Raw genomic sequence first — 16291 nt, forward strand, 5'->3', positions numbered from 1 at the left:
GCGCGTTTCATTCTTACAAAACTGTCACATTCCTGTAAGGTAATTCAATAGATTAGTTGTTTGTTCCGTGTCATAATAAAGACATAAGAAAGCTAATTAAAACTACAACTTATTAGGAGAGTGTCAGTCATGATTGTAACAACAACGTCTGGAATTCAAGGTAAAGAAATTATTGAGTATATCGATATTGTAAATGGTGAAGCTATTATGGGTGCAAATATTGTCCGCGATTTATTCGCTTCTGTTCGTGATGTTGTCGGTGGTCGTGCTGGTTCTTATGAAAGTAAGCTAAAAGAAGCTCGTGATATCGCAATGGACGAAATGAAAGAACTTGCAAAACAAAAAGGTGCGAACGCTATCGTTGGTGTTGACGTAGATTACGAAGTAGTTCGTGATGGAATGTTAATGGTTGCTGTAAGTGGTACAGCTGTACGTATATAAGTAAATAAAAAACAGGCTCACCCCTTGAAGTTTATGCTTTGAGGGGGTTTTTTATTTTTCTTTTGTTCATGACTAAAGTTAAAATAGAGAAGGGCCGATGTACTAGCTCGCTTATTTCAAATGTAGTATATTATTTCTTAAGAAAAAGTAAGTAAATAGAAGTTTTTGTATTTAAATAAGGTGTTAATTTTATGACAAATAATAAAATTGCTATTTGAGGTACGAAGAGAATTAGTGGTATGAATAATTTTAGAAAGTGTATAGTTAATAGAAATAAACGATGGAGTATGTAAAGAGTTATATTACATAAAATTTATTATGAATGGAGGCGGTTACACTATGTTTTGGTTAGGATGTTTTTTAGGATACATTGTAGGTTCTATTATTACATGTGCGCTACTTTACTTTGGATATAGATCCAATGAAAATAAAAAAGCGGATATGCAAAAAGGGGAGGAGAGAAAAATCAATAAAAGAGGTGTATAGTAGGCGAAAGGTAAGGTGATAACATTGATGCAAAAATAAAGGACAGTTACATATTTCATATGATTACTATGTACTGTCCCGCTTATTCCTTTTGGATTAGGAAAAATTGTTTCCTGTCTTGCTGTAAAATTCATAGGCGAAATATCCAAATAAATAGCCTATTCCAGCTCCTAAACTAACTGAAAGCAGGGCGAAGTTCGGGAAAAATATACCGAAAATCAAACCGATCATACAGCCAACAAGCATTCCTATAGGTATGAAACTGTCTAATAACAGTTGAGCCTCTTTTGATTTTTTCTTACCTAATGTGCCGTTGTCATATTTATGTTTAAGCCTTCCAATTACATAGACTACAATTCCCCCGACTATTAAAACAGGCGCAATTGCCGTGAGTAACCACATGTTAGAATCTCCTTTCGCTTTTTTAATTAAATTACATAAGCTACTTAAAATTCTATGCTACTAAATGGATTGATAGTTGAATGTACTCAATTTAATAATTCGTTAAAAAAACTTTCCCTTTCGTTTTTTCAGCAGACTGCACAATATCAACCGCAGCTCTTACATCCACTAAGTCATATGTAGAATGTACTTTCATAAAACGTAATTGCTCATTTTCTACTAGACGAATTAAGTGACGAAAAGTCTCCTGCCATTTATATGGTGACACTTCTTTATTCCAATGTCGTAAATGAAATATGTTCGCGCGCACTTTTGCTTTCGTGACAATCTCTGCCCAGTTTACTTGTACACCTGATAGAAGACCGATCGTTAAAAAGTGTCCGTTTGGACGTAAGGAGAAAGCTAATTCATTTCCATCCGGTCCCCCGATAGAATCAATCGCAGCATCCGCGCCGATCCCGTTTGTTAATGTCATAACGGTTTCATAAAGCGGGGCAGTGGAAGTATCAATTACATATGTAGCACCAAGGCGCAGTAACTCTTCTGTATGCTTATTATTTCTTGTAACAGCAATGAGTCGGAAGTTTAAAATTTGTGATAACTGCGCAAAAAGATGACCAATTGCGGATCCACAAGCATTCACTAATAAAACATCATTACGTTGTAAGTTTAGCGTTTCTGTACATGTAACCCACGCCGTAAGAGGATTAATATACATTTGTGCCGCTGTGAAATCATCGATGGAATCAGGAATAGGAACTACAAAGTCAGCTGATGTTTTCACATATTCTTGCCAAGTACCTTCCCCGCGTAACGGTAACACACGTTTACCGATAAGCTCTCTAGAAACAAAAGCTCCTACATCTTCTACAATACCAACACCTTCATAACCAGGTATGTTAGGTAACGGAATTCTATGAGCGTACGCTCCGGTTATTGGAATTAAGTCAGATGGATTAATCGGTCTAACTAGCATACGGACGAAAACTTCATTATCTTTCAGTGGTTCTATATTTTTATATTCAACTTGTAATACGTCTTTTGGATTGCCAAACTTATGAAATTGAATGTGTTTTCCACGCAAGATAGATGTTCCCCCTTAGTTTGATTGAGTTTATTATAGCATTTTTGGTTTGGTTGGTTATTTTGTTAATGATAAATAGGGTTTGTACAATGGTAAGTAAAATAGATTTTAATTTACGTATTTATCAGAATTTTATAAAATGTGTATATAACTATGAAATGGGGGAGATTTCTTCATGTGTACTAGTTTGACGTTACAAACTAAAAATTTCCAGCATCTTTTTGCGAGAACAATGGATTTCACATTAGATATGAATCAGGAAGTAATAATCATTCCTCGGCGTTATCAGTGGAACAATATAACTGGTGAAACAATCCGAACGAAAAAGGCTGTTGTCGGAATGGGAATTAATTTTGGAGGAAGGGTCATGATGGCAGATGGAGTAAATGAAGCTGGTATGACATGTGCAACTCTCTATTTCCCAGGATTCGCTACTTATAGTAGTCATGTAGATAGCAATAAAACGAATGTAGCACCATTTGATTTTGTGACTTGGAGCCTCACGCAGTTCAATTCTGTTGAAGAATTAAGAAAATCTATTGATAGCATTGCCTTTATAGATGTGCCATTACCAATTTTAGGGGGTACTCCACCGCTACATTGGATTTTAGCAGATAAATCGGGAGAATGTATTGTACTTGAGCCGACAGCTGATGGAATAAAAGTGTATGACAATCCAATAGGAGTGATGACTAATAGTCCGGAGTTTAGTTGGCATTTACAAAATTTAAGACAATATATTGGTCTTAAATCGCAGCCATTTGCGCCAACGGAGTGGGGCGATGTACCATTAAGTGCTTTTGGCCAAGGTTCAGGATCGATGGGACTTCCTGGAGATTTCACACCGCCATCAAGATTTGTACGGGCAGCGTATGGCAAACAAAACATTCAAGGTATAGAGAACGAAGAAGAGGGTATATCGGCTATTTTTCATATTTTATCGAATTGTGAGGTTCCTAAGGGGGCAGTAATAACAGAAGACGGTATATTAGATAATACGATCTATACAAGTGCAATGTGTATGGAGTCTGGAACATATTATTACCATACTTACGATTGTAGACAAATTATAGCCATTCATTTATTCAATGAAGATTTAGATACAGCTGAGATTAAAACGTATCCGTTTCAGCGGAAACAAAAAATATTTTATGAAAACTGAAGCGCCCCTGAAAAAGTGAGACTAATAAAAACACCTCCATTTAATTTGCATACTTAGTATGCGAATTTAGGAGGTGTTTTTATCATTTACCAATATTCAGGTTTACTTCTTGCTATTCTATTAAGCCGAAGCTCTCTTCATTCTCTCAAGTAAACTAGACAACACATGCGTACGATAAGATTCTAGTTTTTTACCTTCATAAGTACGGATACCTAATTTTTTAAGTTCTTTTACATACCAACCTTTGCTTCCGAAATACATGTGATCGCTCCCCTTCAACTTTGTTTTTATTTATCCTGATTGCATATGGAGGTACAGGAATTATAATGAAGGAAATGAATTTCGCGCGAAAATGGTTAACTTTGTTGCAAAAGACATATATACTAAAGATAGTATACAACGAGGTGGACAAGACGTGATTATAGAGAAGCACGAAATTCAAATTGACCAAATTACTAGCGGTAAAGTGAATATCTTTACTTTCTATAGAAATAGAAAGCAAATTGATGATCATTTTTTACGATTGCAAGAACCATCGCTTACAGCAAACTACTTCTTCCATTTTCATTTTGATGCAGAGAGCTTGCATCTACTGCAGAAAGAGTTTCCGAGCGTATATCCGTACGACGGTAGTGAAACGATTCACGACTGGACGGAAAAGATGAAAGCTGAATTGCAACATCAGATCCAAACAGGAAAATGGAATAAACGCGTACGTATCGGTAATCGCATTCTAGATGTGGTGTTTACGTGGTGTGACGAAGATATAGTAGAGTGAAAAAGAAGCGGATGACGCTTCTTTTTTTTAGCGCTGGAATAAAACGAGCTTACCTGCAGTAGATGTACAGCGATGTGTTTTTTCATACAATCCTTTTTCTTGTAAGATAGATTCACCTTTTGCTTTTGCTTCTTTTTCAGTTGCCGCCTCGAATGATTCGTCTAATGCTTTTGAACCATCTTTTTCAAAGACTGTTAGAACGTATACTCCCATGAAAATTCCCTCCAATAATTAAAATCAGAATCTTATAATTATTTTGACATAAAACGCTACAATATGCAAAGAAATATATGACATTGCGTGGTAAAATAGAATGAAACTTTACTCATCGAGAATATTTTTATTCTCGATGAGTATTAGTTTTCAGCGATTTTAATTTTAATAAAATGAAACTTTTGAAAGATAGAAAGGATCGTTATTTGTGAAACAAGTAAAGTTTATACATGCGGCTGATTTGCATTTGGATAGTCCGTTTAAAGGGATGGAGATGAATGTTGCGCAGTCTGTTTGGGAGAGAATGAAGCAAAGTACGTTTGAATCATTTGAGCGTATTGTTGATAAAGCGATTCAAGAGCGCGTTGATTTCGTATTACTAGCTGGGGATTTGTATGATGCGGAGACGAGAAGTTTGAGGGCGCAAGTGTTTGTGCGTGAGCAAATGAAGAGACTTTCGCAGTACGATATCCCTGTTTTTATTATTCACGGTAACCATGATCATTTAGGGGGAAGCTGGGCAGCAATTGAGTTTCCGGAAAATGTTCATGTATTTACTGAGCCTTATGTAGAAGAGAAATCATTTTATAAAAATGGTGAGCTATTAGCTTCTATTTATGGGTTTAGTTATTTGCAGCAAGCGGTAACGGATAATATGACAGCGCAGTATACGAAAATGAGTGATGCGCCTTTTCATATTGGCATGCTTCACGGAAGTGTGGAAGGAGATGCAGAGCATAATCGCTATGCACCGTTTCAAATTCGTGAGTTGAAAGAAAAACTGTTTGACTATTGGGCTCTTGGCCATATACATAAACGTGAAATTTTATCAGAAGAGCCGTATATGATTTATCCAGGGAACATACAAGGTCGTCATCGTAAGGAAACAGGCGAGAAGGGTGCGTACCTTATTGAACTTACGAAACAAGGAACGCAATGTTCATTTTTCCATACGGCAGATGTTGTATGGGATGAGATTGAAGTTTGTATTGATGGACTTGAAACTGTTGATGAACTTATGACGAGCCTATCTACTGCGATGAATGAATGCAGAAGAGAAGAGGAAGGGACGCTTTTAACTGTCGTATTCACAGGGCAGGGCCCACTTTCTCCTTATTTGCGTGACGAAAAGCGTGTGGAAGAGATTTTTCACATTTTAGCATCTAGCGAAGAGCGAAAAGATTTTGTATATGCGATGAAGTGGAAAAATGAGACAGTTTCTTTTGCGGAAATCGAACGTTTGAAAGCGGAAAATCATTTCGTCGGTAGTGTGCTAAAAGAGTTAGAAGCTTTCAGCAATATGGACGGTGTATTGCGCACCATTTGGACATCTCCTGTAGCGCGTAATAGTATTGAATCTTTTACAGAAGAAGAGAAGAAAGAGATTCAAAAGGAAGCAGAAAATATTATTTTAGAGCAATTATTCCAGCAAGAGAGGGATAAAAAATGAGAATTGAAAAACTCCATATTTATGGGTACGGAAAATTAGAAAATGTGGAAATGGATCTTTCCTTGCTGACGGTGTTATACGGTGAAAATGAAGCGGGGAAATCGACAATTCGCTCATTTATGAAAAGTATTTTGTTCGGTTTTCCGACGAGAGGACAGCGCCGTTATGAGCCGAAAGAAGGCGGGAAGTATGGCGGCGCGATGACTGTGCAAACAGAGCAGTACGGTCGTTTGAAAATTGAGCGATTGCCAAAGACGGCAGCTGGCGAGGTGACCGTTTATTTTGAAGACGGGAAAACGGGCGGAGAAGAAATTTTAAACGATATATTAAGCGGGATGAATGAAAGTTTATTTGAATCTGTCTTTTCATTTGATATGCATGGTCTTCAAAATATTCATCAGCTAGGCGAAGCGGATATTGGCAATTATTTATTTTCGGCAAGTGCAGTCGGAAGTGATGCGCTATTGCAGTTAGATAAAAAGCTAGAAAAAGAAATGGATCAGCGCTTTAAGCCGAGCGGGCGTAAACCAGAAATTAACGTGTCACTGCAAGAGATGAAGAAACTTGAAGAGAAGATGAAAGAGTGGCAAGGAAAAATTGGCACGTATGAAAAACAAGTAGAGCAGTTAAAAGAAAGTGAAGAGAAGCTTGCTTCTGTTCGCGTGGAGAAAGAGAGTGCAGAAAAGCGAAAGCAAGATTATGAAATATTAGCAGCGCTTGAGCCACTCGTTATTGAAAAACGTGCGCATGAGAAAGTGTTAGAGAACGAGAGCGGGCAGTTTCCTGTAAACGGAATGGCGCGTTATGAAGCAATGAAGGCGAAGATGGAGCCGCTTCAATTACAAGTTGATTCACTCCACAAGAAAATTGAGACAGTGCAATCGGAAATTGCCTCGATTCAAATAGATGAAGAGTTTTTACAAAAAGAAAGTTATGTAGAAGAACTTCGTATGCAGCATATGTCTTACGAAAATGCACGCCAAGAAATGCGTGATATGAGCGGGAATATTACGAATATAAAAGAAGAAATCGCAGAACTAGAACAACAAATTGGTACTACTTTTGAAAAGGAAACAGTTCTTTCATTTGATATGAGTTTGGCAACGAAAGAGTTAATTACGCAAACAGTGCAAAAGGCGCGCGAATTAGAAACGCAAAAAGCACAGCTCGATGATCGTTTTAAAGTAGCGCAAGAGCAATTAGAAGAACAAGAAGAAAATATAAGACAGATTAAGAAACAAATGTTAGTGGATGAAGAGAGAAATGTGTTAGTTGAGAAAGAGAAATCGTTCCAAGATGCGGCGTTTATCGGTATGGGCGCAGAGAGAATGAAGCGCAAGTATGAGGAAAAAGCAGGAGTAGCTAAACAAAAGAAAAAGCAGTGGCAAAGAGTTTGTCTTCTGTTACTTCTTATTAACACAGGCGTTTTATTCACAAGCTTATTTATAGATAACCGAGCGCTCTTATTTATTAGTGTCATTATTTTTGTAGGGATTGTTCTCGCCCTTGTTTTATATAAAGATCCATCAAATGGATTACAAGAAGAGCTCCTTACACTTCAGCAAAGTGCCGGCGGGAGACAAAGTGAAGAAGCGATGTCTGTTCGCTATCAGTTAGAAAAAGATGAAGAGATACGTAAATTATTTGAGCGCGAGTCTTATAAGTTACAGCAGTTGGAACGAGCGTATGATAAAGTCGTTTCATCGTATGAGGAATGGGAGAGAGAAACGTTCCAGGCGGGAGAACAAGTCGATGCATATAAAACGCGCTATATGTTTCCTGAATTTTATACGTATGCACACATATTGCCGGCGTTTGAGCGTATTGAAAAAATGCAGCAATTATATCGTGAATTAGAGAAACAAGGCACGCGAAAATCTTCATTATATGAAATGATTTCGCAATTTGAACATAAACTAGAAACTGTTATCGGTAGTGCGGAGTATAGTAAGCTACACGAGGCACAAAGCCGTATGCAAAATGAGAAAGAGAAGCGCCAAACTTGTAAGCAGTTAAAAGAAAAACTGGCGGAATGGCAAGAAGAATATGAGTTTATGCAAGAACAATTAAAGCAATTACTAATAGAACGAGATGGTTTATGGCATATTGCAGCGTCTACGGATGAAGAGATGTTTTTAGAAGCGGGTAAACTAGCGGAAAAACGTGAAGATGCAGAGAAACAAGTGGGGCGTTTATTACCGCAAATTGATCTGTTAGAACAACGTTTAACGAGTTTATCATTAGCTGAACATTACGAAGCTGACGGTTATGACGGAAAATTAAAGCAAGAACTGACAGTCGTGCAAAACTGTCTGGTGCAAGAGAAAGAACTGACAGAGCGTATTGCGAAACATCGTATGGAAATTGCGAATTTAGAAGAAGGTAGTACGTACGGCGATTTAATGCATGAATGGGAAATGAAAAAAGCGCAAGTGCGTGAACAAGTGAAGAAGTGGGCTGCTTATGCGGCCGCAAAAACGGTGTTAACGAAAACGAAGCAATATTATCATGAAGTACATCTTCCTCGTATTTTACAAAAGTCAGAAGAGTATTTCGTCTATTTAACAGGCGGACGATATAGTAAAATCTTTTCACCGTCAGAGTCAGAGCCGTTTATTGTAGAGCGTAACGATGGTATGCGTTTTTACAGTCATGAACTAAGCCAAGCGACAGCGGAGCAGTTATATTTATCGCTGAGATTTGCACTAGCAAAAACATTTGAGCATGATTATCCATTTATTATTGATGATAGTTTCGTGCACTTTGACGCGGTAAGGACGAATCGAACGATTGAACTTATAAAGGAAATTGCAAAGGATAGACAAGTCATATTCTTTACATGTCATGCGCATTTACTCGCGTATTTTACAGAAAAACAGATTATAAAATTAACACATATGCGTAAAGAAAATGAGTTGTAGTGTGCTATACTAAAAGTAACTGATTTGGTGGAGGAATTCGAATGAAAAAGAAAATTGCAGAGTATGAAGTTGGTGAACAAGTCGATATTTTCTTGTTAATTAAAACAGCGACAAAAGGTATCGCAAGCAATGGAAAGCCATTTTTAACAGTAATCTTACAAGATCCAAGTGGAGATATTGAAGCAAAATTGTGGGACGTATCACCAGAAGTTGAGAAACAATATGTAGCGGAAACAATCGTGAAAGTAGCTGGAGATATTTTAAACTACAAAGGACGTATTCAATTACGTGTGAAACAAATCCGTGTTGCGAATGAAAATGAAGTAACAGACATCTCAGACTTCGTAGAAAAAGCACCAGTGAAAAAAGAAGATATGGTTGAGAAAATTACGCAATACATATTTGAAATGAGAAACCCGAACATTCAACGTCTAACAAGACATTTATTAAATAAGCATCAAAACGAATTTTTAGACTATCCAGCAGCGACAAAGAACCATCACGAGTTCGTATCTGGACTAGCTTATCACGTCGTATCGATGCTTGATTTAGCGAAAGCTATCTCAAATCTATACCCATCGTTAGATAAAGACTTACTATATGCAGGCGTTATTTTACATGACCTTGGTAAAGTAATCGAATTATCTGGCCCAATTTCTACAACGTATACGTTAGAAGGAAATTTACTAGGTCACATTTCTATTATGGTGAACGAAATTGGTAAAGCGGCAGACGAATTGCAAATCGATGCAGAAGAAGTATTAATTCTTCAACACATCGTCCTTTCTCACCACGGAAAAGCAGAATGGGGTAGTCCCAAACCACCATTAGTAAAAGAAGCAGAAATTCTGCATTACATCGATAACTTAGATGCAAAAATGAACATGATGGACCGCGCATTAGGACGCACAAAACCAGGCGAATATACAGAGCGTGTCTTTGCTCTTGATAATCGTTCGTTCTATAAGCCGTCGTTCCATAATTAAAAGTGTGAATAAAGTGGCCTCATTAAGTTTTAATATGCTTAGTGAGGCTATTTTTATAGGAAGTAAATAATATGATACAAAAAATATCTCGAATTTGAGATAAATCACTTGCTTTTTAATCACTTGAGGTGTAAAGTGATAGTAACGAAAGCGATTGAGTCATATGAAAAACATACACTCAGTTGTTTTCGATTAAAAAATAAAGTAACTTATACAGTAAAAACTAAGATGAATTTACAAAAACATAATTAAGAATAAATTGAAAAGCTAAAAACCATATTAGTTGTGGGAAATGTTATTTTTTAGTTATCACTTGACTAGTAAAACGAAACGGAGGAATAACCAATGTATGAAATTAAAGGGCATCATCACATTTCAATGGTTACGAAAAATGCAAATGAAAATAATCACTTTTATAAAAACGTGCTTGGCTTACGTCGTGTGAAAATGACAGTAAACCAAGATGATCCGTCAATGTACCACTTATTTTATGGAGATAAAACAGGAAGTCCAGGCACGGAATTATCATTTTTTGAAATTCCATTAGTAGGAAGAACATATCGCGGCACGAATGCCATTACTCGAATTGGATTACTCGTTCCTTCAGAGGAAAGCTTACATTACTGGAAAGAACGATTTGAGAAATTTGATGTGAAACATAGTGAAATAACAACATATGCAAATCGTCCTGCTTTGCAATTTGAGGATGCTGAAGGTCTTCGCTTAGTACTACTCGTTTCAAACGGGGAAAAAGTGGAGCACTGGGAAACTTGGGAGAAATCAGAAGTTCCTGCAAAGCATCAAATTCAAGGAATGGGTTCTGTAGAACTGACAGTGCGTAGACTTGATAAAATGGCGAGTACACTTACAGAGATATTCGGTTATACAGAAGTTAGCCGAAATGATCAAGAAGCAATTTTCCAGTCCATTAAAGGAGAGGCTTTTGGAGAAATCGTTGTGAAATATTTAGATGGTCCTACTGAAAAGCCGGGCCGAGGCAGCATTCACCATTTAGCAATTCGCGTGAAAAACGATGCAGAGCTTGCTTATTGGGAAGAACAGGTGATACAAAGAGGCTTCCAGTCCTCAGGAATCATCGACCGTTTTTATTTTAAAAGCTTATATTTCCGCGAATCAAACGGAATCCTATTTGAAATTGCAACAGATGGCCCAGGATTTACAGTTGATGGAGATGTGGAACATTTAGGAGAAAAACTTGATTTACCACCATTCCTAGAAGATCAGCGTGCAGAAATTGAAGCGAATTTAGCACCGATTGAAGAGAAGTAATAGAAGAAAATATACAACTTTAACATATAAATGAAACCCCATTGGAGGAATATAAAATGAACCAATTAAAAGGAATTCACCACGTTACAGCGATTACAAGTAGTGCAGAAAAAAACTATGAGTTCTTCACTCACGTTTTGGGAATGCGTTTAGTTAAGAAAACAGTAAACCAAGATGACATTCAAACGTATCATTTATTCTTTGCAGATGATAAAGGTAGTGCAGGAACAGATATGACATTCTTTGACTTCCCAGGTATTCCAAAAGGAGTACACGGTACGAATGAAATTTCAAAAACTTCATTCCGCGTTCCGACTGATGCAGCATTAGAGTATTGGGTGAAACGTTTTGACCGTCTTGAAGTAGAACATACAGGAATTAAAGAGCAATTTGGCAAGAAAACTCTTTCTTTCGTTGACTTTGATGACCAACACTATCAATTAATCTCAGATGAACTTGATAACGGTATAGAATCAGGTAAACCATGGCAAAACGGACCAGTTCCATTAGAATACGCAATTACTGGTTTAGGCCCTGTATTCATCCGTATTGCAAACTTTAGTTTCTTCAAAGAAGTGTTAGAAAAAGTTTTATTATTTAAAGAGGTTGCGCAAGAAGGAGAATTCTATTTATTTGAAGTGAACAAAGGCGGAAACGGTGCTTCTGTCATCGTAGAACATAATACGGTTCTTCCAGAAGCACGACAAGGTTTTGGTACGGTTCACCATGCTGCATTCCGCGTAGAAAATCGCGCTGTATTAGAAGAATGGATCGAGAGAATCAGTAGTGTTGGTCTTCCTTCATCTGGTTACGTAGACCGTCATTTCTTTGAATCATTATATGCAAGAGTTGCACCACAAATTTTATTTGAATTTGCAACAGATGGCCCAGGATTTATGGGAGATGAGCCATACGAAACACTTGGCGAAAAATTATCTTTACCTCCATTCCTAGAGCCAAAACGTGAAGAAATCGAAAAATTAGTTCGTCCAATTGATACAGTAAGAAGCACGAAGGAATTTATTAAAGAGTAAAAATAGAGCAAGTAGTTTTAGCGGAGTGCTGGAACTGCTTGCTTTTTTATTTATTCTAGTAAGTTTTCTGACAATTGTTTCTCAAGTTATTAAAAAGGAAAACTTTGGTATAATTAATTAAAAAATTAAATTTTCTGATAATTATTTTTCAATGCATAGAAAAGGAGTGGTAATATACAATTTTGATAATTGTATAAAAATACTAATTTTGGAGAAAAGGGGATGCGGAGTGTATGGGAGCAGATGTAGTAACGCGGGAGCAAATGAAACATTCTTTAGATGATTGGTATCGTGTAATGTTGCAGCAAAATATAGAGAAAGCTACGGAAATGAAAGAGGAGATTGAAAGTAAGATTAGTGGTTTGGACGTGGATCAGGATGTATTGCTTTATCATGCGTTGTTGAATTTTAGATATGATGCATTAGTGGATTGGATTGGGGTTAGAGAAGATAGTTTTGATAAAGTGGAATCTTTTGAAATCCCGGCAGAAGGTGTTCTAGCTTATTACTATCACTTTTTTAAAGGGTTTCATTGCACATTAATTTCAAATTATAACGAAGCGAAAGAACAGTATGAGCAAGCTGAGAAGTTATTGAAATATATTGCAGATCCGATAGAACATGCGGAGTTTAATTATCGGATGGGGAATTTCTATTATCAAAAATATGACCAAGTTCATGCAATAGATTACTTGAATAGGGCAAAAGCAGCATTTTTACAATATCCAGGTTATGAAATAAAAGTAGGATTATGTGAAAATGCTTTTGGACTATGTTGTGTAGACATAGATCACTATGAATTAGCGGAAGAAAACTTTAATTCTGCTATGGAAGTATTGCAAAAAGCAGATCAAAAAAAATATATGCTAATGGTTCGGCATAATTTAGCTTGGCTTTATGCTAGTCAAAATCTTTCAGAATTAGCGATTCGTCATATATCTGAGGTGACCAAAAATTACCCAGAACACTTTAAAGCCTTGTTTGTAGAAGCACATGAACATTACAAATTAGGACAATATAATTTAGCGAATCCAATTGTTGAAAAAGGTTTAAATATTTGTGTTGATTTAGGAGAAAAAGAATTTCAACATCGGTTTAAAATTTTGAAAGAACTCAATGGAAAATCTTCAGTATCAATTATTGAAGATGTAATTTTAGAAGGACTTTCTTATTTTGAGAGAGAAAGATTATGGGATTGTATTCAAGAATACACTGAAATTTTAGCACTGAAATTTTATGAATTTGATGATCATGTTAAGGCAAGTAAATATTTTTATATGAATAATAAGGCTCAAAAAAATATATTGGAAAAGGGAGCGTTAAAATAATGAAGAAATTTCGTTTGGCTATTGTTGGGACTGCATTAGTAGGGGTATTATCAATTGGGTTCAATAGTTCTTTTACAAATCAAGCTGTAAATATAGGAGACACAGGAGGAGCACCAGCAAGACCAGACTACGTTAACATTGGTGACACAGGCGGAGCACCAGCAGATAATAAAGGCGACGGCGGAGTAAGCCAACTATAATAATAAAGAAAGGGACTTCAACATGAAGTCCCTTTTTCTATTTTCAGGTCATGTAGAGAAAAGAATTGACTTACTTTAAATATGTAACTATAATGGTTACAGAATAACCATTAGTAACAGAAATGAGTTATATTTTTTTAGTATAATTGTAACTGTTTTAGTTACAATTAAAAAGAGGACATAAAATAACCAAAAAATGTAAAAACTTTAAATAACAACAAGAGAAAGGAGACGGGAATGTTGAAACGGTTTAAGTTTTATTTGATTAGCGGTATTGTGCTTATTTTGCTTATCGTATGTAACTTCGTTGATAAGCCGATTGCGAAGGTTGGAGAAGTGAAAGATACTGTTATGATGAAGCTGAATACGAAAGAGAGTATGGCGCAAATTGATGGACAGACGATTTATTTTAAACAAATTGGTGAGGGAAAACCTCCTTTACTTATGTTGCATGGGTTTGGTGGTTCTTCTGATGGGTTTAGTGATATTTATCCGGAACTAGTGCGAGATCATACGATTATTGCGGTTGATATTTTAGGGTTTGGGCGTTCTTCTAAGCCGGTTGATTTTCAGTATTCGTTTCCTGCGCAAGTGAATTTATATTATAAGTTAATGAAGAAGCTAGGATACGATCAGTTTGCGGTGCTCGGCCATTCAATGGGCGGAGAGATGTCCCTTAATTTAGCGTATTTATATCCGGATGCAGTGACGCATCTCATCTTGGCGGATGCTACAGGGATAGAGTCTTTCCAGCAAAAAGAAAGTTATGAAGTACCACCGCTATCGACGGACTTACAAACTGTAACTGAGATTACGAAATATAATAAAAATGGAGTAAAAAATAGTCGTGATGATAAAGAGCATTATGATCAGCTTACGAAAATGAGAGAGCGCCGCATTGCGATGGAAGCTGATAAAATTAAGGTACCGACTTTAATTATATGGGGACGACATGATAAGAGTGTTTCTTGGAAAAATGGTGAACTGTATCATGGGCTATTTGCAAATAGTACGTTTCATATTATTGAAAAAGGATACCACGCACCGTTTCGTCAAGAACCAATTGAGTTTATGGAATATGTACAAGCATTTTTCGCGAAGCATCCACAATAAAATTTTTAAGCATAAATCCAATTCTTTCCTCATAAAGTGAAACTAATAAGGCTTGTCTAAGGAAAGGAATGAAGTGATTTGGAAACTTTACCATGGTGGGTGTATCTTGTAATTGTTGGGATTGTACTAAGTGGCTACATGGTTTTATATACTTCGAAAAAAGAGCAAGATATGGATAATGAGTTTATCGAAAAAGAAGGCGAAGTATATATGAAGCGCTTAGAAGAAGAGCGCGAGAAACGTAATCAGGATAGTGATAAGGATTCTGTATTGCTTTAATAGAAATTTTGAAAGGTTACCACCTGGTAAAATTTTACAACTAGGTGGTAGCTTTTTTTCTTCTGGGGGAGCAGTATATGTTCATCAAGCTAAGGTTATATTAGTTTAATTTTACATGTATAAGAGAGTCATCATAAACTTTTATTGATGGTATTTATATATATTTTTCCTCATAAGAATGGAACTAGCGGGGATTTTACTGGGGGGGATTAACAATGCATAGGGATGAAACTTCATTACATCCTGATACAGGCGTTACGTCTGTAATGTTTGTTGAGCGTTCATTAAATGAAATTCGTTTTTGGTCTAGAATCATGAAAGAGCATTCTTTTTTTCTTCGCTTGGGATTTAGATGCGAGGATACTCAACTAATCGAAGAGGCGAATCAATTTTATCGATTGTTTGAACATATTGAACAAATAGCGCATTCCTATACAAATGAAACAGATCCTGAGCAAATAAAAAGATTTAATGCAGAAGTACAACAAGCTGCAACTAATATTTGGGGATTTAAGCGAAAAATTTTAGGGTTAATTCTCACATGTAAATTGCCAGGACAAAATAACTTTCCACTTTTAGTTGACCATACAAGTAGGGAAGCTGATTATTTTAGAAAACGTTTAATACAATTAAATGAAGGTAAATTAGATGCCCTTCCTGATGCTATTATTAAAGAAAATGTTTTCTTTTTACGGATTATGGCAGACCATGCTAAATTTATTGGCCATCTTCTTGATCCGTCGGAAAGAAAGCTTGTAGATACAGCACGAAATTTTAGCAATGATTTTGATGAATTGATGTATCAAGCAATTGACTTAGAATCTATGAAACCACAATCCCAAACAGCTCCTCTTTTAGATCAATTTTTAGATCAAAATCGCGTGTCAGTTGCATCTCTTCGGGATTTTAAGAAAACAGCACGTGATTTAATTGAGCAATGTAAAATAAAGAGTATCATTCATCCATTATTAGCAGACCATGTTTTCCGTGAAGCTGATAGATTTCTTGAAATCATTGATATGTATGATGTTCATCTTACAAATATTCAATCACAACCTAGATATTAGAAGATAAGGAAAGATACTATTTTTCCTTAAGCTGAGAAGTTAACAATTTATTGTTAG

The 16291-nt window shown here is 36.3% G+C and carries 18 protein-coding genes; 14 read left to right on the forward strand and 4 right to left on the reverse strand.

From position 1 onward, the window contains the following. The first annotated feature begins 129 nt into the window (after nt 1–129). Both GD442_RS05055 and GD442_RS27620 read left to right on the forward strand, forming a co-directional pair. The gene (locus tag GD442_RS05055) at nt 130–441 is read left to right on the forward strand and encodes a YbjQ family protein (protein ID WP_000637511.1); all 312 of its coding nucleotides are present in this window, start codon (nt 130–132) and stop codon (nt 439–441) included. A gap of 339 nt (nt 442–780) precedes the next feature. Next, the gene (locus tag GD442_RS27620; RefSeq protein WP_000498628.1) at nt 781–927 is read left to right on the forward strand and encodes a hypothetical protein; all 147 of its coding nucleotides are present in this window, start codon (nt 781–783) and stop codon (nt 925–927) included. A gap of 96 nt (nt 928–1023) precedes the next feature. Here GD442_RS27620 and GD442_RS05060 read toward each other — a convergent pair whose 3' ends face one another. Then, complete coding sequence (locus GD442_RS05060) at nt 1024–1329, reverse strand: hypothetical protein (protein ID WP_000266565.1); 306 nt, start codon at nt 1327–1329, stop codon at nt 1024–1026. 91 nt (nt 1330–1420) lie between these two features. Continuing rightward, nucleotides 1421–2413: a zinc-dependent alcohol dehydrogenase family protein gene (locus GD442_RS05065; protein ID WP_001214238.1), complete on the reverse strand. Its 993-nt coding sequence runs from the start codon at nt 2411–2413 to the stop codon at nt 1421–1423. A 175-nt stretch (nt 2414–2588) separates the two neighbouring features. Here GD442_RS05065 and bsh point away from each other — a divergent pair, with 175 nt between their 5' ends. After that, nucleotides 2589–3575 carry a choloylglycine hydrolase gene (bsh, locus tag GD442_RS05070; protein WP_000337597.1) on the forward strand — a complete coding sequence of 329 codons (987 nt, stop codon included), beginning with the start codon at nt 2589–2591 and terminating at the stop codon, nt 3573–3575. Between the two features lie 120 nt (nt 3576–3695). On the opposite strand, the gene GD442_RS05075 is transcribed toward bsh, so the two are convergent. Then, the gene (locus GD442_RS05075; protein WP_000273537.1) at nt 3696–3836 is read right to left on the reverse strand and encodes a YflJ family protein; all 141 of its coding nucleotides are present in this window, start codon (nt 3834–3836) and stop codon (nt 3696–3698) included. A 154-nt stretch (nt 3837–3990) separates the two neighbouring features. On the opposite strand from GD442_RS05075, the gene GD442_RS05080 reads away from it, so the two are divergent. Beyond that, nucleotides 3991–4353, forward strand: a complete 363-nt coding sequence (locus GD442_RS05080; protein ID WP_000582785.1) for a hypothetical protein — start codon at nt 3991–3993, stop codon at nt 4351–4353. 27 nt (nt 4354–4380) lie between these two features. Here the strand turns inward: GD442_RS05080 and GD442_RS05085 are convergent, their stop codons facing one another. Next, nucleotides 4381–4566: a YhzD family protein gene (locus tag GD442_RS05085; protein WP_000539552.1), complete on the reverse strand. Its 186-nt coding sequence runs from the start codon at nt 4564–4566 to the stop codon at nt 4381–4383. 208 nt (nt 4567–4774) lie between these two features. Between GD442_RS05085 and GD442_RS05090 the strand changes: the two genes are divergently transcribed. From GD442_RS05090 to GD442_RS05135, 10 genes are all read left to right on the forward strand, one after another. Then, nucleotides 4775–6016: a metallophosphoesterase family protein gene (locus tag GD442_RS05090; RefSeq protein WP_000815693.1), complete on the forward strand. Its 1242-nt coding sequence runs from the start codon at nt 4775–4777 to the stop codon at nt 6014–6016. Then, complete coding sequence (locus GD442_RS05095; RefSeq protein ID WP_001217619.1) at nt 6013–8937, forward strand: ATP-binding protein; 2925 nt, start codon at nt 6013–6015, stop codon at nt 8935–8937. The genes GD442_RS05090 and GD442_RS05095 overlap by 4 nt, the downstream gene beginning before the upstream one ends. Before the next feature lie 41 nt (nt 8938–8978). Beyond that, the gene (gene yhaM / locus GD442_RS05100; RefSeq protein ID WP_000726638.1) at nt 8979–9923 is read left to right on the forward strand and encodes a 3'-5' exoribonuclease YhaM; all 945 of its coding nucleotides are present in this window, start codon (nt 8979–8981) and stop codon (nt 9921–9923) included. A 345-nt stretch (nt 9924–10268) separates the two neighbouring features. After that, on the forward strand, nt 10269–11213 hold the full coding sequence (locus GD442_RS05105; protein WP_000272978.1) for a ring-cleaving dioxygenase: 945 nt from the start codon (nt 10269–10271) through the stop codon (nt 11211–11213). A 56-nt stretch (nt 11214–11269) separates the two neighbouring features. Further along, nucleotides 11270–12247 (forward strand): ring-cleaving dioxygenase, encoded by a 978-nt coding sequence (locus GD442_RS05110; RefSeq protein ID WP_001072557.1) that lies wholly within the window; start codon nt 11270–11272, stop codon nt 12245–12247. A gap of 233 nt (nt 12248–12480) precedes the next feature. Then, nucleotides 12481–13575, forward strand: coding sequence for a response regulator aspartate phosphatase (locus GD442_RS05115; RefSeq protein ID WP_000500588.1), 1095 nt, complete (start codon nt 12481–12483; stop codon nt 13573–13575). After that, a complete protein-coding gene (locus tag GD442_RS05120) occupies nt 13575–13775 on the forward strand; it encodes a Phr family secreted Rap phosphatase inhibitor (RefSeq protein WP_000714513.1) in 201 nt (66 codons plus the stop codon). Before GD442_RS05115 ends, GD442_RS05120 begins: the two co-directional genes overlap by 1 nt. A 240-nt stretch (nt 13776–14015) precedes the next feature. Then, a complete protein-coding gene (locus GD442_RS05125) occupies nt 14016–14888 on the forward strand; it encodes an alpha/beta fold hydrolase (RefSeq protein ID WP_140348618.1) in 873 nt (290 codons plus the stop codon). Between the two features lie 78 nt (nt 14889–14966). Beyond that, the gene (locus tag GD442_RS05130; protein ID WP_000449223.1) at nt 14967–15167 is read left to right on the forward strand and encodes a sporulation YhaL family protein; all 201 of its coding nucleotides are present in this window, start codon (nt 14967–14969) and stop codon (nt 15165–15167) included. A 215-nt stretch (nt 15168–15382) separates the two neighbouring features. Continuing rightward, nucleotides 15383–16234 carry a DUF2935 domain-containing protein gene (locus GD442_RS05135; protein WP_000554479.1) on the forward strand — a complete coding sequence of 284 codons (852 nt, stop codon included), beginning with the start codon at nt 15383–15385 and terminating at the stop codon, nt 16232–16234. Nucleotides 16235–16291: the final 57 nt, after the last annotated feature.

Source organism: Bacillus sp. A260, assembly GCF_009861435.1.
Lineage (GTDB): Bacteria > Bacillota > Bacilli > Bacillales > Bacillaceae_G > Bacillus_A > Bacillus_A cereus.